This is a genomic window from Pseudomonas sp. LB-090624, assembly GCF_003205205.1.
Classification (GTDB): Bacteria; Pseudomonadota; Gammaproteobacteria; order Pseudomonadales; family Pseudomonadaceae; genus Aquipseudomonas.
The window spans coordinates 1-18119 of the sequence record NZ_QJRL01000044.1; the positions used below are offsets into that span (position 1 = coordinate 1).

Consider the following 18119-nt stretch of genomic DNA (forward strand, 5'->3'; position numbering starts at 1 on the left):
TGCAGATCTACAACACAGAGCGGCCTCACATGGCCCTGAAAAACAAAACGCCCGATGCGGTGCATCGGGCGTTTTGAGGTCTATCGGGCTACCTGAACAGGTGTAAACCTATTTCAGGACTAGACACCCGGGAAACATCCCGAAGGTTACCCCTGTGGTAACGGGTATACCCGCTCCCACAGGGTTTGGCGTTGCCTGTCAGTGCAACTTCAGGCGCGGCTCAGTGCCCCGGCCAATCTTGCTGCCCAGCATCATCAACGCCGTGCGGAAGAACCCGTACAGCGCCATCTGGTGCATGCGGTACAGCGACACATAGAACATCCGCGCCAGCCAGCCTTCAAGCTTTACGCTGCCCATCAGGTTACCCATCAGGTTGCCTACCGCCGAGAAGCGCGACAGCGACACCAGCGAGCCATAGTCCTTGTACGCGTAAGTCGGCAGTGCCTTGTTCTCCAGCCGGGCCTTCAGGCTCTGCGCCAGCATCGATGCCTGCTGGTGCGCCGCCTGTGCGCGGGGCGGCACGTTACGGTCGCTGTCAGGTTGCGGGCAGGCGGCGCAGTCGCCGAAGGCGAAAATGTCGTCGTCGCGGGTGGTCTGCAGGGTGGGGCGCACCACCAACTGGTTGATGCGGTTGGTTTCCAAGCCGTCGATGTCTTTCAGGAACGCGGGAGCACGGATACCCGCCGCCCACACTTTCAGGCTGGCCTGGATCACTTCACCGTCCTTGGTTTTCAGGCCATCTTCAGTCACTTCACTGACGGCTGCGTTGGTCAGCACCTTCACGCCGAGTTTTTCCAGGGTCTTGTGCACCGGTACGCTGATGCGCTCCGGCAGTGCCGGCAGCACCCGCGGGCCCGCTTCGATCAGGGTGATGTGCATGTCCTTGGGCTGGATGCGGTCCAGGCCATAGGCCGCCAGTTCGTGGGCCGCGTGGTGCAGTTCGGCTGCCAGCTCCACACCGGTGGCACCGGCACCCACGATGGCGACGCTGATCTGCTCGCTGGCCACATCGCCGGCGTGGGCACGCAGGTAATGGTTGAGCAGCTGCTGGTGGAAGCGTTCGGCCTGCTTACGGGTATCCAGGAACAGGCAGTGCTGCGCTGCGCCCAGGGTGCCGAAGTCGTTGGTGTTGGAGCCCACGGCGATGACCAGGGTGTCGTAGCCCAAGGTACGCGCAGGCAGCAGCTCGCGGCCATCTTCGTCGAGGGTGGCGGCCAGCTGGATCTGCTTGCCTTCACGGTCCAGGCCGCTCATGCGCCCCAGCTGGAAGTTGAAGTGGTTCCACTTGGCCTGGGCCACGTAGTTCAGTTCGTCTTCCGAGGAGTTCAGCGAGCCGGCCGCCACTTCGTGGAGCAGTGGCTTCCAGATGTGGGTGAGGTTGGCGTCGACCAGGGTGATTTCGGCCTGCTTGCGCTTGCCCAGGCTTTTACCCAGGCGGGTCGCCAGTTCCAGGCCGCCGGCGCCGCCGCCGACAATCACGATGCGATGAGTCATGGAAATATCTCATAAGGTTTACGGAATTCGTGCCCCTGTGGGGCGGCCGCAAACTGCATGAGGGGAGGGCGAGCGCGAAGCAGCTCATAGCACCAGTCCACTCAGCAGGCGGCTGACAAGGCCCAACCCGATGGTCACGGCCACCACCAGCACAAGGAGCAGCCATGGCCGGAAGGGCCGGCGCTCGACTTGGTGCTGGGGGGCGCGCAGATACTCATCGACACGACGCTGATCTTCCGGGTTCAGGCGGCTAGTCATGGTGGGCCTCGTCAGGTAGACGTCTGTGACTGCGCAAACGCTACAGCGTTCGCGCAAGCGCTTGAAACAAATGATAATGCTTTCTATCCCTGGCGCCGAGTGTACGCCATCGCAAACAATCGCTGCACTGGATCAAAGACTGATGCCCACGTCGAAGACGATGCTGCGGCCCAGGTTGCCGCGCAGGAAGTCCGGCGCGTCGGGGTGGGCGAACAGCACCCGGGCAAATGTCGGCCCCACCAGCGACAGCGAGCGCCAGCCCTGGCGCAGGTATTCTGTGGGCGGCGGGAAGTGGGTGTTGAGGTCGAGCACTTCGCGCTTCAGGCTGGAGAAGGCAATGATGTCCAGCTCGTTCAGCTCCAGCCCGCGCTCCCGGTAGTTGTGCGCTTTCTTGCGCAGGGTCGGCGCAAGGCGCCCAAGCAGCTCGGTGGCACTGATGCGCCGCGGGCGCGCTTCGCGGCGCACCAGCTGGGCCAGGGAAAACGCACTGCGTCGACGCTGCAGTTCTTCGCGCCACTCATCATTCAGGCGGCGGCCCTCGTCGAGCACGAAAAACACTTCGAACGCGGCATCACGGAACAGCACGTCGGGCGGCTCTTGCCCGGCCGGGGTGAAGTCCTCGCTGCGGTAGGGGATGTTCAGCCCCTGCAACAGCCGCTGGCACACCCACCGCTCCCGCTCCCACTTGCGGGCGTTGGAGAGAAAGGCGTTGGCTTGTTCGGCCTGGATGGTAAGCAGGCGCAGGTAATCTGAGTCATCCATGCAGACAAGCTTAGCCGCTAATCGATGACGGTAAGATGCTGTTCAAGCGTAGAAATCAGCAATGCACCCAGCATCGAACGAGGGCACCAGCCTACGGCAGCCGAAGCAATGGAGAAAGGGTGTAGACTCGACTTATCCACATGGCAGCAGGGGGTATTGCCCAGGTGATCAGCGCGCAGGTGTTGTCCGGCACCACCCTTACCCTTGGTTGGCTGGGTTACGTGCCGTTGCTGATCTGGGCGGTCAGCCGGGTTCGCTGGGTTGAGCTGTTCACTGACCGGCGCCGTCAGCATCTGCTGTTTGGCACGGTCTTCTGCCTGTTTGCGCTATGGCTGGTGAGGCGCGATTTCGATACCGGGGTGTCGTACCACTTTATCGGCATGACCGCGGTTACCCTGTTGCTGGACTGGCCGCTGGCGGTGCTGGGCGGGTTCATGGCCCAGTTGGGCTTGCTGGCGTTGGGGCGTCAGGATTTGGCGGCGCTGGGGGTGAATGGCCTGTTGCTGGTGGGCTTGCCGGTGCTGATTACCGAGGTGTGCGCCATATTGGTCGAACGTGCGCAACCACGGAACCTGTTCGTTTATATCTTCTGCTCGGGGTTTTTCCCGGCCGCGCTGACGGTGCTTGTCTGCGTGCCGGCAGCGCTGGGGGTGTTATGGCTGGACGGGCGCTTTGCCCTGCCGGAGTGGCTCAGCGACTTTGTAGGTTACCTGTGGCTGATGATGTTCCCGGAGGCGTTCATCAACGGCATGGTCATCAGTGCGCTGGTGGTGTTTTGCCCGGAATGGCTGGAAACCTTCAACCGCACGCGGTATTTGCAGGCGCCGTGGAAGGAAGATGAGCGGTGAATGTGTGGTGGCTATGCCGGCCTCTTCGGGGGTAATGCACAGCACTCAGAGGTTGCACTCTCACTGTGGGAGCGGGCTTGCCCGCTCCCACAGCTACCGCGCGGGTTGTGGGCCCGCGTTGTATGTGCGCATCAGCTCAATGCCGCGGCTCGAGGTCCCCCGAATACAGCTCATCCTCGGAGTCTTCCGCCCCAGGAATCTTGTGCTCCTCAGCCGCCCAGGCTCCCAGATCGATCAGCTTGCAGCGATCGGAACAAAATGGGCGGAACGCGCTTTTATCGGTCCATTCCACAGGTGCGCCACAGGTCGGGCAATCGACGGTCAATGGCTGGCTCATGGCTGGCCTCCTTTCAAAGTCAGGTAAAAGTGGTGCAGGCGGTCAATCTGCTCGTGCAGCGCGGCCAGGCCGCCATCATTGACCACCACATCATCGGCGTGGCGCAAGCGATCTTCACGGGCCAGCTGGGCCTGCAGAATGGCCTGCACCTGCTCGGCACTGGTGTTGTCCCGCGCCAGGGTGCGCGCCACTTGCAGCTCTGGCGGGGCATCGATCACCAGCACGCGCTGGGTTTTGTGGTATTGCCCAGACTCGATCAGCAGCGGCGACACATAGACCGCATAGGGCGATTCGGCCTTGGCCAGGTAGCTGAAAATCTCTTGCCCGATCAGCGGGTGCAGCAGTTGCTCCAGCCATTTGCGCTGCGTTGGGTCGGCGAATATCAGCTGGCGCAAGGCCGCACGATCAAGCTGGCCGTCTGCCTGCAACACGCCCGCGCCAAAGCGCTCGACAATGCTGGCCAGGGCCGGCCGGCCAGGTTCGACAACCCAGCGCGCCGCCTGGTCGGCATCGACCAGGTGCACGCCAAGCTCGACGAAGCGCTCGGCAGCGGCGCTCTTGCCGCTACCAATGCCGCCGGTCAGGCCGAGAATCCAGGGGGTGAAGGCCGCAGTGGTCATCAGTATCCAAGCAGTTGCATGTAAGAGGCGTATATTTCATCACCCCAGAGCACGGCAATCCAGCCCGCAATCGCCAGATAAGGGCCAAACGGCATGGCTGTGCCCAAGGCATGCCGGCGTAACCGCAGCAGGCACAGGCCCACCAATGCACCCACTACCGACGACAGCAGCAGCGTCAACGGCAGCACCTGCCAGCCGCCCCAGGCGCCGATCAGCGCCATCAGCTTGAAGTCGCCGTAACCCATGCCGTCCTTGCCGGTGACCAGCTTGAACACCCAGTACACCGACCACAGGCTGAGGTACCCGGCCACCGCGCCCCACAGCGCGTGACTTAGGGGCACATATACGCCAAAGGCATTGACGACCAGCCCTAGCCACAGCATCGGCAGTACCAGCACATCCGGCAACAGTTGGTGGTCGGCATCGATAAGGCTCAAGGCCAGCAGGCACCAGGTCAGGGGCAATGCCAGCAAGGCTTCTGCCGTAACGCCAAAACGCCAGGCCACCACCAGCGACAGCAGCGCGCAGGCCACTTCCACCCCGGGGTAGCGCGGGCTGATGCGGGTTTTGCAGGCTGAACAGCGCCCACCCAAGGCCAGGTAGCTGATGACTGGAATATTCTCCCACGCGCGAATCTGATGCGCGCAATGCGGGCAACGCGAAGCGGGCAGGCACAGGTCGAAGCGCTCGTGCTGCGTGGTCGGCAGCCCCAGTACCTCCTGCGCCTCACGCTGCCATTGCCGCTCCAGCATGATCGGCAGGCGATACACCAGCACATTGAGAAAGCTGCCCACCAGCAGGCCCAGCACCGTGGCCAAGGTGAAGAAGTACGCCGGCTGCTCAGCCAGCAAAGTCCATAAAGTCATGTTCAGATCAAACTACCCAACTGGAAGATCGGCAGGTACATCGCCACCACCAGGCCACCGACCAGCAGCCCCAGGATCAGCACGATGGCCGGCTCCAGCAGGCTGGTCAACTGGTCCAGCGCCTGGCTGACCTGTTCCTCGTAATGGCTGGCGGCTTTTTCCAGCATCTGGTCCAGCGTACCGCTGGATTCACCGATAGCCGTCAGCTGCACCAGCAAAGGTGGAAACAGCGGTTCAGCCCCCATCGCCTGGTTCAGCCCCTGCCCATTGGCCATGCCCTGGCGCAGGCGCAACACCGCCTGCTCGTGCAAATCGCCGCCCGTTACCCGCGCTACCGTACCCAACGCATCCAGCAACGGCACGCCGGCCCCATAAGACGTTGCCAGGCTACGCGCAAACCGCGCCAACGCCGCCTGCCCCAGCAACGTACCGAACACCGGCAGGTCCAGCACCCGCTGAGCTATCCACAGGCGCGCTGGCGCGTGCTGCCGGTAAAGCTGGCGCACCGCAAAACCTAGCAACACCGCCATCACCAGCAACAGCGGCGCGAACCGGCTAAGGCCTGTGGACAAGTCGATCACCCACTGGGTAAAGGCGGGCAGCTGCGCGCCCATGCCCGAGAACATGCCCTCGAATTTCGGGATCACCTCCAGCAACAAGATCGCCGACACGCCCAGCCCGGTCAGTAATAGCAGCAACGGATAAATCATCGCCTTGCGCACTTTCTTGTGCAGCACCCGCCGCTGTTCCAGCATGCCCGCCAGCTGCTCCAGCTGGCGGTCCAGCGTGCCGGACTGCTCACCCACCCGCACCAGGTTGCAGTACAACGCATCGAACCAGCCCGGGTGCCGTTGCAACGCGTCCGCCAACCCCAGGCCCGACGCCACATCCTGTTTCAATCGAGCCAGCAGCGCTGTCAGCGCCGCATCGCCACCACTGCGCCCCATCACCTCAAACGCCTGTAACAGCGGCACCCCGGCCTTGAGCAAGGTTGCCAGCTGCCGGCTGAAACCTGCCGGGTCGGCCTTCTCCCGCCGCTTGGGCAAACTGAACGTCAGCCCACTGGCCGGCCGCAAACTGGCGACGGTAATGCCCTGGCGAATCAGCCCGGCCCGTACATAGGCCGGGCTGCGCCCAGGCGTTTGGCCACTGACCGGCACGCCGTTGGCGTCGGTGCCGTGCCAGTTGTACAGCGATGTGGGTGTGGTCATGCGAAGGTCCTTGTTCTGCCCGTGCGACAAGCCTGGAAACAGCTTGCCGCGTCCATGCCAGGGCGCGCGTCCGTGATGCTCACTAGAGTAGATCAGCGAAGATGACGCCCAAGCGGGCAGGGGTGACAAAAGGTGTCTGTTCAGGCCTACTGCGCCGCTGCCGGTTGGGGCGAGATTGACCTCAACGAGTACGCGTATCAAAAAGGAAACTGTTCATGAAAGGGCAACGCGGTATCACCCTGATCGAACTGATGATCGTCGTGGCGATCATCGGCATTCTGGCAACCATCGCCTTACCGATGTACACCAACCACCAGGCCCGCTCCAAGGCCGCGGCCGGGTTGCTGGAGATCAGCGCGCTGAAAACGGCGATGGATCTGCGGCTGAATGATGGAAAGGATGTGGCCGGTGTCGTCGAGTTGGGTGGCCAGCCGGCGACGGCCCATTGTGCGATCACGGCCAGCGGCAAGGCCGCAGATGGCAGCGGCAGCGTTGTCTGCACCCTGGTGGATGCCCCGGCCAACGTGCTGGGCAAGGCCCTGACCCTGACGCGTTCGGCCAGCGGCTGGGCGTGCACGACCGACATCGCGGAAGACCTCGCGCCCAAAGGGTGCAAGGGGGCTTGAGGGCAGGGCAATAAACCAGCGGAAACAGGGGTTTGCGTTGCGGGTGTGAGCAGTGGTACGTTGCGCTACACGCCGGTGTAGCTCAGTCGGTAGAGCAGCGCACTCGTAACGCGAAGGTCGCAGGTTCGATTCCTGTCTCCGGCACCAGATCAGGTTCCAGCGAAGGCCAGCAAAATCTCTGGAACCCCCGTAAAACCCGCCTTATGGCGGGTTTTTTCGTTATGGCGTTCCGTCGGAATCCGACAGCTGCCAGCCGATTTAGGGGTAACGTTTGGGATAAAGTCGATTCGATAAAGGGGTTTACCCTTATGGCTCGTACTACTGCTCCCCTGACCGACACCGCATGCCGCTCGGCCAAACCTACTGACCGCCCCTACAAGCTTTTCGACGGTGACGGTCTTTACCTCCTCGTTTACCCCAATGGCCGTAAAGGCTGGCGCTTCAGGTATGTAAAACCGGATGGGCGAGAGGGGCTGACCTCGTTTGGCAACTATCCCGTCATCGGTCTCGCAGATGCTCGGCAGAAGCGTCTTGAGACTAAGCGGCTGCTGTCTGAAGGCATTGACCCGATTGCGTCCAAGCAGCAGGCCAAGGCCGAGGCGGTTGTCAGAGGCCACACATTCGAACGCGTTGCCTTGGACTGGCATAAGGAAATGTCCGTGAAGTGGGCGCCTGGCCATTCGAGGACGGTGCTGAGTCGTTTGAAGACTCACGTATTCCCGCTGCTAGGCGCACGTGCCATCGTTGATCTGGATACCTTCGACCTCATGCAGCCGCTTGAGGCAATCAAGAAGCGCGGCACGATCGATGTGGCCTTAAGGGTACAAAACTACCTTCAGAGCATCATGCGTGAGGCGAAGCGGCTGCGGCTGATCACGGTGAACCCTGCATTTGACCTTGAGGGCTTCATCAGCGCGCCACGGGTTACGCATCGGCCTGCACTCCCGCTGTCTCGTCTGCCTGAGTTGATGGACCGCATCGAGAACTACAAGGGACGCACGCTCACTCGGCTGACAGTCATGCTGTCCCTGCATGTGTTTGTCCGGTCCAGCGAATTGCGCTTCGCGCGTTGGAGTGAGTTCGACCTGAAGCGCGGTATCTGGGAGATACCTGATACGCGGCCCGTTTTGGATGGCGTCCCGTATTCGACCAGAGGCACGAAGATGGCGGGCGACATCCATCTGGTCCCTCTGTCACCGCAAGCGGTGGCGTTGCTCGAACAGATTCATGCGATCACGGGGTACTTCGATCTGGTATTCACCAGTGACGCACGCTCGTGGAAGCCAATGTCCGAGAACACGGTCAACAGCGCTTTGCGGAATATGGGCTACGACACCAAGACAGAAATCTGCGGGCATGGCTTTCGGTCCATGGCGTGCAGTGCCTTGGTTGAATCCGGGCTTTGGTCAGAGACGGCTATCGAGCGGCAGATGAGCCACAGGGAGCGCAACAATGTTCGGGCGGCGTATATCCACAAGGCCGAGTTTCTGGAGGAACGGCGATTGATCATGAGTTGGTGGAGCCGGTATCTCGAAGCGAACCGGCACGAGCATATCTCGCCGCATGAGTTCGCGAATCAGACCGGGGCAAACGTTTCTAGCCTACGAGCAAGGCGTGGCGCAGTCGAGTGAGCGCACGGCTTTGAAGCTTCGGTGATCCGCTTTTCCATGCGGGTCCATCCAAACAGGGCTGCAAAGCCGCCCTGTTTGGATGGCCCTCATCTGAAAAATCAAAAACACTAAATCGGCCACTGGAAACCACGGGATTCCGTACCCGCCCAACGTCATTTTCAACTGTAAAATCCAGCGGGCGAGTCGCTTGACCCTCTCGGATTGCGGGCGTAGAAAATACAGTGCAAAGGCTGTCGTTGACAGCACCCAGGTGGCCAGAACCTTCAAGGTCACGCCGTTCCCGCGGTGGTTCTCCCCCCAAATGGCGATTCGCGTCCGGCAGCTCGCCCGGTCACCTCCCCGGTGATGGATGCCTACTTCAGATCATGGCCCTCGTGTGCCAGATAGCACCTTCTACTTAGCTGCCCTGCAGCAACCTATCCGCTTGGCCGAATCTTGCGCCAACCTGCGCCCGTCTCTTTCTCCTGGAAAGAGACGGGCGCTTCTAGCACTGCTGCAGCCCTCATCGCATTTGGCTTTGCGGCTACTCCTCTCGTGACAATCGGCGTGACAAACGCCGATGTCACCAGCAACAGCGCTGAAGATGATGGTGCCGCAGGCCAGGGATTGAACTGCACCTGACTGACAGTCAGGCACGCCCCGGTCATCGCATCGCTGTGTTCACCCGGCTCAGGATCTTCAGGCACTGGTCTCGTCAGCCAATGCAGCCTCCACCCGCCCACCGGTAACGGTGCTCAGGAGGTCAGATCATGAGATGCCCTTGCTCCCGGACGTAAGGAGCCGCGAGTCCCGCGTAGTGGACATTCCCCACAGGTCGCAGGGACCTTGATCCCTGATAACACTCAGCATTCTTGGCGGGATGACGTGGGGCGAGGATCGGAGAGCAGAAGATGAGGTGACCGACATGGCATTGGTGGGTAAACGAGATGGCCGCAATTTCGGCTACGGCAGGCAATTGAGCTACGCAGGGCCACAGGCACTGAAAGACATGTTCGGCGGCGGTCATTACGGCACGGTCAAGGCGCACTGTGATCGGTGGCAGGCATTCGTTAGATGGTGCCGTTCCGAACTGGGGCCCGGTATCAATGATGCGCGGCAGATTGATCGAAAGGTGTTGGCCGACTACGCAGCGTATCTGCGCGACATGGTTAGGCGCGGCGACCTCGCCGTAAGCACCGCACAAAACCGACTATCCAGCGTTAACAGGACCATGGCGGCGCTTCGCGGTGATCAGTACGTGAAGTTGCCAAGTCCGAGCAAGGCGTTGGGTATGCAGCGCACTGGGGTTCGCCAATCGGTGCCGCAGGGCCAAGACCGCGAGCAGGTGAAGCAGATCGTCGATGCGCTTTGCAGCCTTGACCAGAGACGGGTCGCAGCGATCATCCTGCTGGCGCGAGCCACCGGCATGCGCTTGCGTGAGGCCATCTTGGCTGACCTGCCACGGCTAAGCCGTGAAGCTAACGATCTGGATAGGATTAACATTCAGGATGGCACCAAGGGCGGCCGCGCTGGTGCCTTGGCACCGCGGTGGATTGCGGTGGACGGCCAAGTTCAAGATGCACTTAAGTTTGCACGGCAGATTTCGCCTGTGGGTAGTCGCAATCTGATTGCGCCACACGAAAGCTACCTGAGTCTTCTCCAACAAATCGTCCGCCCTGCGCGGGACATTCTGCATACACATAACCTCAAAGGCTTCCATGAGCTACGAGCGGCATACGCTTGTGAGCGCTATGAGCAAATCACCCAACACCGTGCGCCTATCAATGGCGGCCACTTTTGCCAGGTAGATAGGAACCTTGATCGTGAGGCCCGGAAGCAGATCAGCTACGAGCTTGGGCACAGCCGGATCGATGTTGTAGCTGCCTATATTGGAGGGCGCGCATGAATAAGCCATTCGACATGGAACTGTTCCTGGCTGCGGTGCTGACGGGGTCGTACGCAACGCGACAGCGCCATTTACGGCAAGCAAAGCGCATCCAAGCCGAGATATTTCAGCGCTGGCAGCTAGAAACACCCTGGGCTTGGCAGAGAAAGCATCTACTTTGGTTTCTTGAGCATCGCCTGGCTAGGCGATGCGTGGCGACTCGGTATTACTATCTGCTGACCATGCAACTGCTAGTTCATCGTCTAGAAAAAACATGGGTGTTCAAGTGCCAAGCGAAGGTCTGATTGATATTAGAGACCAACAGCTTTCAACCCGTAGCAGTCGTTTGAACCGCCGTGGTCAACGTCTGCTATGTAGCTGGGGCATTCTTTCATACTGCCAACCTCGACGCTCGAAAGCGGTTCCGCAGCCCTTGAAGATAGGAACTGGCCGTAGGCAGGTCCGCCAAGGACATCTCGGTCCTGTAAACTCCGTTGAAAGGCGGATGCAGGGAGTGCAGAAAATATGGCGAAGCAAGGTTCTGTAGGTCCCTCTAGAAGTGGCGACCAGTTCCATTATCAATGGGCCGCTCGGCAATGCCTCGGGTTGCTTGCTGTGGCGGGTGACCTAGTGGCGGTGGCGATCGAAGGGGCTTCACTGGACGAGGGGGGAGCCTCCACAATCGTCGGCGACGAGGTTATCGACGTCGGCCTTTACTACGGCAGCGAAGATGTCATAGAGGCAGAGTCCATCCGCTATGTGCAGCTCAAACACTCGTCCAGGCAAGCGCACGTTCCTTGGACGGCAAGCGGCCTCAAAGGAACCATTGAGGGGTTTGCAGGACGTTTCAAGGAGTTTGACGCGTCGCTTGGCTTGGATGTCTTGACGAAGAAGGTTCGGTTCATTTTTCTGACAAACAGGCCCATGGATGAAACTGTTCTTGAGGCATTGGCCGATATCGCGGCGGGGTCGACAGCGCCGCGGCACCTTGAAATAGATGGGCTGCTGAAGCGTTACGCTGCGTCGGCTGGCGGCAACGTACAGAGCTTCTTCTCCGCGTTCTCGGTTGAAGCTGGTGAACCGGATCTATGGGAACAGCGCAACCTTCTCAGTCGAGACCTGAGCTCGTACCTGTCCGGACCGGACACCGAGGCCGTGCTCCAACTGAAGGAACTCGTTACTCGCCGGGCAACCGATGAGGGAGCGAAGGATCGTTCTGTTCGACTCTACGACGTACTTCGCGCACTGCAAGTGACCGAGATCGATCTTCTGCCGGCGCCCTTGCTGATCTCGGAACCGAAGCAAGTGCTTCCTCGAGCGCAACAGGCAGAAATCCTGGCAAAGATTCTCACTGCACAAAGTCCAGTAGTCATCCATGCAGACGGTGGTGTTGGCAAGTCGACTCTTTCTACTCACCTGGCTCGTGCCATGCCTGCTGGGTCAGTGGCTGTTCTGTATGACTGCTTCGGCGACGGCACTTATCGCCAAGCCTTGAAGTATCGCCATCGATACCGCGATGCTCTCGTCCAGATCGCGAACGAGCTATCAGGACAGCAACTTTGCCTGCCATTGATTCCGTCCGGCGGCACCGACTCCAAGCAGTTCATGCGGGCCTTCGTATCTCGGCTCAAGCAAGCCATCGATCTTCTTAGAGCCCGCAAGACTCAGGCGAGCCTTTGCATCATCGTCGACGCGGCCGATAACGCATGCATGGCTGCACAAGAGGTCGGTGAGCGTGCCTTTGTCCATGACTTGATCAATACGGACATGCCCGACGGGGTGCGGTTGGTAGTCACATGCCGATCACACCGGCAGAGCCTCCTGGGTGCTCCGCTTAACACCATCGTTATTAAACTGGAGTCGTTCACCAAGGCTGAGACTGCCACACACCTGCGACTGAGCTATCCCGAGGCAACGGACGAGGAGGCTGCAGAATTCGCCTTCCTCAGTAGCAATAACCCGCGCGTTCAAGCACTGGCTATGGAGGGAAAACCATCCATCGGCGACATGCTGAGGACCCTAGGACCAACACCCACAACGATCCAGCACGCGATCGGAGGTCTGCTGACCAAAGCTATCGACAGGCTGAAAGCCGAGTGGGGGCCGACAGAAGCGAATCAGATAGACCTCATCTGCAAGGGCCTAGCGGTGCTCCGGCCCTTGGTACCCATTTCTATCTTGGCGCAGATCGCCGGCGTCCCAGAGAGCGCCGTTCGTACGTTTGCCACTGAGTTTGGGCGACCGCTGTTCGTAAAGGACTCAGGTCTGCACTTCATGGACGAGCCTGCAGAGACCTGGTTCAACGAGACGTTCAAGCCCGATGCGGCTTCGCTTGATGCGTTTCTTACGAAGCTCAAGCCACTTGCGTTAACCAGTTCATATGTGGCAGCGGCGCTGCCGCAGTTGTTACTGTCTGCCGGTCGTATGGACGAGCTGATTGCGCTGGCGCTTTCGAATGAGAGCTTGCCAGAGCTCAACCCGCTGGAGCGACGAGACATTGAGCTGCAACGACTGATGTTCGCGCTCAGAGCATGCTTGCAGCATGGGCGGCATGTTGCCGCTGCTAAGCTGGCGCTGAAGGTCGGCGGTGAGGTAGCTGGCGAGGCTCGACAGAACACACTCATCCAGCAGAACACTGACATTGCCAGCATTCTGCTTGCGCCAGATCGCATCGAAGAAATGGTTTCCAGGCGCACGTTCGGCGGTGGATTCTTTGGCTCGCATCACGCGTATGAGGCGGTGCTGCTTGCCGGAAACGATGACCTCATCCCTGAGGCGAGAAGTAGGCTGCGCATGGCATGGGAGTCTTTGATCGCTTGGAGCAAGCTGCCACCCAAACGCCGCAAAGAGGACAAGATCGACGACGCCGATATTGCCGAGCTTGCTATCGGAGTCCTGAGACTGCGGGGCCCTGCTGAGTCCGCGCAATTTCTGAAAGCATGGAATCTCAAATCCACCGTACTGAGAGCCACGAAGTGCGTGGCCGCTCGACTTGCGGACGTTGGCGACTTTAAGCGAATGGATGAACTCGCCGAGCACGCTGAGGGAGATGCCTGGATGCTGCTGGGCCTAGCAACCGAAGCGGTCCGGGTTGCACATCTGTTGCCAGCGGAGCCGCTGCGCCATCTGATGGGCATCTTGGTCGACCCTAAGGTCAAGTTACCCGAGGAGCATTTCTCATGGAGGTCTGGGAGCAGCGTACTGGACGGAGTTCGGTCTGCAATCACGCTGGCGCTCCGGTGCCTCCCGCGCGACGATGCGACTTGGGCGGAGACGTTGCGCCGGTATTTGCCAGAAGATCCGCCTCACCAACTCCATGACTTCGATGACGAGCGAGCAGACTTCATTCGGGCCTACGCTTTGGAAGCCGCGCTACGCGGAAAACGGATTGAGTTGATTGATCTGGCGGCCAAGGATATCCGCCTTGAACTTGAGACGAAGGGATCTGCCGTAAAGAGCCGACAAGCGTCACAGTTGCAGCAAGTGACAGGGGGCCTTCTGCATTGGTTCGTCTTGGCCGCTGAGATCGCCTGCGGCCGCCAATCTCCCAACCTTGATCACGAAGTCGAGCTTGCGCTGGGACATACGAAATCTGCTTCGTCACGTGACTATCAGCGGAACTTCAATTGGGAGAAGGCTGTTGCCATCGAATGGGTACAGATCCTTCGCGATGCGGGCTCCATTGAGCCCGCTCAGGTCGACGCGCTACTGAAGTGGGTCGACACTAATGACCGAGTCTACTCGAGCACTCTCACGAGGATGTGCCACATCGCCGCGCGAACAGCAGGGATGAGCGAACTCTCACTGCGGCTCAGCTCTAAGGCGTTCGATCAGATCATCGCGTCGCGCAGCGATGCGGAGGCACAGGTTGACGATCTTCAGGAGCTAGCGCGCGCCATATTCTGCGTGAGCAAGTCGGAAGCGGCTGCTTATTTCGACAAGGCGATCGACATCGCCAGTAAGATCGGAGAGGAACACCTCTCTCGATGGACAACGTTCTTGGATCTCTCGGACGCCGCGCATCGCCCGGGCCAGGCCAGACCTAGGACCGCCTATCGGCTGTCACGTATTGCCGAGCTCAGCTACGAGCACATGGCCCGAGACAAATACATGGACTGGGACCGGTTGGTCGAGGGCTTGGTCGGCCTTTGTCCTTCATCCAGTCTCGCAATTCTTAGTCGTTGGCGGGATCGAGAGTTCGGCGTTGCTGGCGAGCTATTGCCCGTCGCAATCTACAGTCTGATCGACCGAGGGTGCCTTCCAAAAAAGGCAGCGGTGGCCTTGAGTGGTATCGAGGCGGGATGGAAGCGCGCTAGCGACATCAAAGCGGCCATTGAGGCGGAATCCGACAACAACCGGAAAAGATCAATCCTGCAGATCGCCTTCCGATTCCTCCGCATCCAGACCCACGAAACGCCCACCTGGCGCAAACTCAAGGTTCTGGCCGACTCCGTGGCGATGTCGCTTCCAGATTTAGAGAGGCTGCTTCAGGCATCTGTGCCCAAAGAGGCCGGTGAGTCGGTGACTGCTGCTCGCACGTCCCGGTCGGATCCTCGTAAAGATGTGGAGGAGCCCGACTGGGATGCCATCTTCAACGGCGTCGATCTCTGCGACCCAACTGCGGTTGTCGCAGCACGGCGATCGCTCAAGAGGAATAATGGTCGTTCGTACGCTAGCGAGTTCTATGAGCAAGGCTGTCGTCGCGCGAAACTGTCGGAGTTCGAGGGATACCTCCGTGCTCTCCAGTTGGTCGACGAGTTCAGTGTATTCAGCTTCATGGACGTCATCAGGCACCTCCCCGATGCGAGCAAGAGGCTCCTGTCCGTCCGCAACGAACTAAGAAAGGCGACCCTTTTGCTGGCTGCAAGCGAACCCAACCGCGTGGGGCGCCGCGGTTGGGGCAATAGGGGCCCATTTGATGGTCTCTACGCAGAAGGCATCATCACGGAGAAGGACGTAGCGTCAGCTCGGATCAAGGGATACCTGTCGCAGCTCGACGCACTTGATGCGAACGACTTGTTCCATCTGGTGGAGCCACTCTCGCGACACCTGACCAGCGACGAGGCCGACGAGGTGTTGAACTTCGGCTTAGACCTGCTCGAAGAGATTCTTGAGGGTAAAGATGGCGATGGCCCGTGGAACGACTCCCTCGCACCGTCATCCTCTTGCGAGGACGCCTTGGCCGGCTACTTATGGGCGGGTCTGGCGCGCCCGTCCACTGCGGAACGCTGGGAACACGCCCACTGCGTCCGTAACTGTCTTGAGCTCGACTGGCGATCCTTGTTGTCCGCGCTGGCCACTCGCGCATCGGGAGCTGACCCGCAGCCATTTGCCGACCGCGGCCTGGTTTTTTATGAGTGGCATGCCCGCCAATGGCTCTGTATTGCCCTGGCACGGGGCGCCATGGATATACCTCGTGCCGTTACTCCTTTTCTCGCATTCCTTGATTCTTGCGCAAGGGAGCAGCACGTCGTTATCCGGCACTTCGCCTCGGATGCATTGAGACGCCTGCATGAAGTCCACATGTTGTCATCGGATTTGCTCGCCATTGCGAACGGCGCAAACCGCGCTGTGCTGCCCGAGGACGTCTACGGCGATCGCGAGTACGAAATCGATGACAATGCGTCGGATGACGAAGCCGTGGACGAAGAGAGGTACTTTTTCGGCATCGACATCGGCCCCTATTGGTTCGCGCCGTTGGGCCGCGTATTCGGTTTGAATCAGCAGTCGATCGAACAACAAGCAGGGGCTGTCTTGCGTAGTCGCATGTCGCTAGGCCCTCGCCGTCGCGTCGATGATCAACGTTATGAGCGTGGGCTCTTCCGAGGGAGAGAGACAAGCCACTCGCATGGAACTATGCCCAGAGTAGAGGATTGCGTCGCCTATCAGTCCTATCACGCTATGATGTTCGTCGCTGGCCAGCTCTTGGAGACAAAGCCGGTACGCCGTCGCGCTGATGAGGAAATAGATCCGTTTGACGATTGGTTGAGAGGACAGTTGCTCACTCGCGGTGATGACAGGTGGCTTGCAGACCGGCGCGATCCCGAGATTCTGAAGGTCGCCTCGTCGGGTAGCGATCGATCTGATGCCTCATGGTGTTGGCAAGTTGATAGACAGTACCTGGATGACCAACTGACAACAGACGACGGCATGATGGTCCTCTGGGGCCAATGGACGACCACCGATGCGGCCAACGGTGAAACGGTGTCAGTAAGGTCTGTACTCGTTCCTTCATGCCATGCGGATGCCCTTCTAGCCGCCATGCAGACGAGCCCTAACCCAGGAGAGATTTACCTTCCAGACGCGGATCACATCGATCACCGGGAAGATGTTGATGATCCAGGGCTGAGGCTGCTCGGCTGGGTTAAGTCGAGACGCGAATCGATGAGCCTTGATGAATATGACCCATGGGCTGGCAATGTGGACAACCCGGGCCCGCAGCCTTGTCAAGAAATCCTCAATGCTCTGAGTCCGATGACGGATCCAGAGGCGCGATCGTGGACGCTACCAGACGGTGGCAGGGCGAGAAGCGAATCGTGGTCGCGCAGCACGGGCTACGGCGAGGAGCGCGATGTCCTGAACGGCACTCGGCTCAGCGCAGACGACAAGTTCATTCGCGTACTCTTGAATGGGCACCCGAACACATCACTGGTCGTCTGCGTCAAGGTCCGCCGCAAGCCACCGAAAGACAAGACTGACAACGATGACTACTCCTTTTATAACTACCCCTACAACCGCTACTATTTGATCGGACATGATGGAATCACTAGATCGCTCTAAGGCTGTAATCGAGCTCGGCAAGCGGATCGTTGCCGGCCTGATGCTCGGCGATGATGTCACTGCCCAATGGATGGCGCACCTAGTAGCCGAGAAAATTTCCGCAGCTGAGGATGCGTCCGAAACTGTACGAGATTCAGCGGTAGCGGAGTGCGTGGATGTCATCCTGAAACTCTGGGCACACCGTTACACATTGCCTCCGTACATGCGACCGCTGAGGGAGTTAGACCCGCTGCTGCGCACCCTCAATTCTTTAGGGGTGAATGAGGCAGATGAACTCAGGTTTTTCGCGCGCCCGCCTACCAGCGAAGAGCTTGAAGGTGCTTCAGAGGACGAGAAGGAGCTCTTCGAGTTTGCGATTGGAATTGACCGGGCAGCTAGGGAACTGATCCGTTACGCACTCAGCGTTGCCGCCGAACGGTCAGTCAATGTAGTCAACCCATGGCTAGAAGAGGTCCTAAAGGGCGGCTTGGAAGCAAACGTGGAATTGCGGGTATCAAGATTCATCGCAGGAGGTCTGCTGAAGAGCCAAGAGCAGCTCCAACAACAAGCCATGCTTGATCGAATCGATCGACTCGAGAGTTTTGCGAAAGCAGCCTTGTTCCTGGCCGGCGATATGAGAAACACGCTCTCTCAAGATACCGAGGAATTGGGTGAGTGAGAAACGAGGTCTCGCACTCCAGCGAAACAGCTTACGCCGCCGGATATAGCGGGAACTCCTCGGCAGGGCTGGGGAGCGACAGCTCGGATCAGGGAAATTTAGGCAGCTGGCGCATTGCGGCGTTCGCGGTTACATGACCACGTAAAATTGTTCAGTCGGGATAC

Annotated in this window: 14 protein-coding genes and 1 tRNA gene; 8 read left to right on the top strand and 7 right to left on the bottom strand. The window is 59.7% G+C overall.

Translation table 11 applies throughout. The annotated features are described in order from the left end of the window. Window positions 1–198: 198 nt before the first annotated feature. The 3 genes from DMX11_RS24245 to DMX11_RS24255 form a co-directional block, all read right to left on the bottom strand. Window positions 199–1494, bottom strand: a complete 1296-nt coding sequence (locus tag DMX11_RS24245) for an NAD(P)/FAD-dependent oxidoreductase (protein ID WP_110747811.1) — start codon at window positions 1492–1494, stop codon at window positions 199–201. A gap of 84 nt (window positions 1495–1578) precedes the next feature. Then, window positions 1579–1752: a DUF3094 family protein gene (locus tag DMX11_RS24250; RefSeq protein ID WP_033744188.1), complete on the bottom strand. Its 174-nt coding sequence runs from the start codon at window positions 1750–1752 to the stop codon at window positions 1579–1581. A gap of 132 nt (window positions 1753–1884) precedes the next feature. Beyond that, the gene (locus DMX11_RS24255; RefSeq protein ID WP_003247546.1) at window positions 1885–2514 is read right to left on the bottom strand and encodes a DUF1780 domain-containing protein; all 630 of its coding nucleotides are present in this window, start codon (window positions 2512–2514) and stop codon (window positions 1885–1887) included. A 140-nt stretch (window positions 2515–2654) separates the two neighbouring features. Here DMX11_RS24255 and DMX11_RS24260 point away from each other — a divergent pair, with 140 nt between their 5' ends. After that, on the top strand, window positions 2655–3362 hold the full coding sequence (locus tag DMX11_RS24260; RefSeq protein WP_110747814.1) for an energy-coupling factor ABC transporter permease: 708 nt from the start codon (window positions 2655–2657) through the stop codon (window positions 3360–3362). Window positions 3363–3498: 136 nt separating this feature from the next. Here DMX11_RS24260 and yacG read toward each other — a convergent pair whose 3' ends face one another. The 4 genes from yacG to DMX11_RS24280 are packed head-to-tail and all read right to left on the bottom strand — an operon-like array spanning window position 3499 to window position 6396. After that, a complete protein-coding gene (gene yacG, locus DMX11_RS24265; RefSeq protein ID WP_110747817.1) occupies window positions 3499–3699 on the bottom strand; it encodes a DNA gyrase inhibitor YacG in 201 nt (66 codons plus the stop codon). Then, window positions 3696–4319: a dephospho-CoA kinase gene (gene coaE / locus DMX11_RS24270; protein ID WP_110747820.1), complete on the bottom strand. Its 624-nt coding sequence runs from the start codon at window positions 4317–4319 to the stop codon at window positions 3696–3698. The genes yacG and coaE overlap by 4 nt, the downstream gene beginning before the upstream one ends. After that, window positions 4319–5185: an A24 family peptidase gene (locus tag DMX11_RS24275; protein ID WP_110747823.1), complete on the bottom strand. Its 867-nt coding sequence runs from the start codon at window positions 5183–5185 to the stop codon at window positions 4319–4321. The genes coaE and DMX11_RS24275 overlap by 1 nt, the downstream gene beginning before the upstream one ends. 2 nt (window positions 5186–5187) lie before the next feature. After that, complete coding sequence (locus tag DMX11_RS24280) at window positions 5188–6396, bottom strand: type II secretion system F family protein (protein WP_110747826.1); 1209 nt, start codon at window positions 6394–6396, stop codon at window positions 5188–5190. Between the two features lie 215 nt (window positions 6397–6611). On the opposite strand from DMX11_RS24280, the gene DMX11_RS24285 reads away from it, so the two are divergent. The 7 genes from DMX11_RS24285 to avs3b all read left to right on the top strand — a co-directional run bounded on the left by DMX11_RS24285 (window position 6612) and on the right by avs3b (window position 17955). Then, window positions 6612–7022, top strand: coding sequence for a pilin (locus tag DMX11_RS24285; RefSeq protein WP_110747829.1), 411 nt, complete (start codon window positions 6612–6614; stop codon window positions 7020–7022). 71 nt (window positions 7023–7093) lie between these two features. Then, window positions 7094–7169, top strand: a tRNA-Thr gene (locus DMX11_RS24290). Between the two features lie 161 nt (window positions 7170–7330). Beyond that, the gene (locus tag DMX11_RS24295) at window positions 7331–8653 is read left to right on the top strand and encodes an integrase arm-type DNA-binding domain-containing protein (RefSeq protein WP_158286186.1); all 1323 of its coding nucleotides are present in this window, start codon (window positions 7331–7333) and stop codon (window positions 8651–8653) included. Window positions 8654–9557: 904 nt separating this feature from the next. After that, entirely contained in the window at window positions 9558–10538 is a 981-nt protein-coding gene (locus DMX11_RS24305) for an integrase domain-containing protein (RefSeq protein WP_110747848.1), read from the top strand. Then, entirely contained in the window at window positions 10535–10822 is a 288-nt protein-coding gene (locus DMX11_RS24310; RefSeq protein WP_110747836.1) for a hypothetical protein, read from the top strand. The genes DMX11_RS24305 and DMX11_RS24310 overlap by 4 nt, the downstream gene beginning before the upstream one ends. A 220-nt stretch (window positions 10823–11042) precedes the next feature. Then, complete coding sequence (avs3a, locus tag DMX11_RS24315) at window positions 11043–17297, top strand: AVAST type 3 anti-phage nuclease/ATPase Avs3a (RefSeq protein ID WP_110747839.1); 6255 nt, start codon at window positions 11043–11045, stop codon at window positions 17295–17297. Next, the gene (gene avs3b, locus DMX11_RS24320) at window positions 17272–17955 is read left to right on the top strand and encodes an AVAST type 3 anti-phage proein Avs3b (RefSeq protein WP_256590662.1); all 684 of its coding nucleotides are present in this window, start codon (window positions 17272–17274) and stop codon (window positions 17953–17955) included. Before avs3a ends, avs3b begins: the two co-directional genes overlap by 26 nt. Window positions 17956–18119 lie beyond the last annotated feature (164 nt).

What these genes read in the sequence shown, in the direction of transcription:
- DMX11_RS24305 (WP_110747848.1), top strand. Translation starts at nt 9,558, where the DNA reads ATGGCATTGGTGGGTAAACGAGATGGCCGCAATTTCGGCTACGGCAGG.
- DMX11_RS24245 (WP_110747811.1), bottom strand. Translation starts at nt 1,494, where the DNA reads ATGACTCATCGCATCGTGATTGTCGGCGGCGGCGCCGGCGGCCTGGAA.
- DMX11_RS24275 (WP_110747823.1), bottom strand. Translation starts at nt 5,185, where the DNA reads ATGACTTTATGGACTTTGCTGGCTGAGCAGCCGGCGTACTTCTTCACC.
- DMX11_RS24310 (WP_110747836.1), top strand. Translation starts at nt 10,535, where the DNA reads ATGAATAAGCCATTCGACATGGAACTGTTCCTGGCTGCGGTGCTGACG.
- coaE (WP_110747820.1), bottom strand. Translation starts at nt 4,319, where the DNA reads ATGACCACTGCGGCCTTCACCCCCTGGATTCTCGGCCTGACCGGCGGC.
- DMX11_RS24250 (WP_033744188.1), bottom strand. Translation starts at nt 1,752, where the DNA reads ATGACTAGCCGCCTGAACCCGGAAGATCAGCGTCGTGTCGATGAGTAT.
- avs3a (WP_110747839.1), top strand. Translation starts at nt 11,043, where the DNA reads ATGGCGAAGCAAGGTTCTGTAGGTCCCTCTAGAAGTGGCGACCAGTTC.
- DMX11_RS24255 (WP_003247546.1), bottom strand. Translation starts at nt 2,514, where the DNA reads ATGGATGACTCAGATTACCTGCGCCTGCTTACCATCCAGGCCGAACAA.
- DMX11_RS24285 (WP_110747829.1), top strand. Translation starts at nt 6,612, where the DNA reads ATGAAAGGGCAACGCGGTATCACCCTGATCGAACTGATGATCGTCGTG.
- avs3b (WP_256590662.1), top strand. Translation starts at nt 17,272, where the DNA reads ATGATGGAATCACTAGATCGCTCTAAGGCTGTAATCGAGCTCGGCAAG.
- DMX11_RS24295 (WP_158286186.1), top strand. Translation starts at nt 7,331, where the DNA reads ATGGCTCGTACTACTGCTCCCCTGACCGACACCGCATGCCGCTCGGCC.
- yacG (WP_110747817.1), bottom strand. Translation starts at nt 3,699, where the DNA reads ATGAGCCAGCCATTGACCGTCGATTGCCCGACCTGTGGCGCACCTGTG.
- DMX11_RS24280 (WP_110747826.1), bottom strand. Translation starts at nt 6,396, where the DNA reads ATGACCACACCCACATCGCTGTACAACTGGCACGGCACCGACGCCAAC.
- DMX11_RS24260 (WP_110747814.1), top strand. Translation starts at nt 2,655, where the DNA reads ATGGCAGCAGGGGGTATTGCCCAGGTGATCAGCGCGCAGGTGTTGTCC.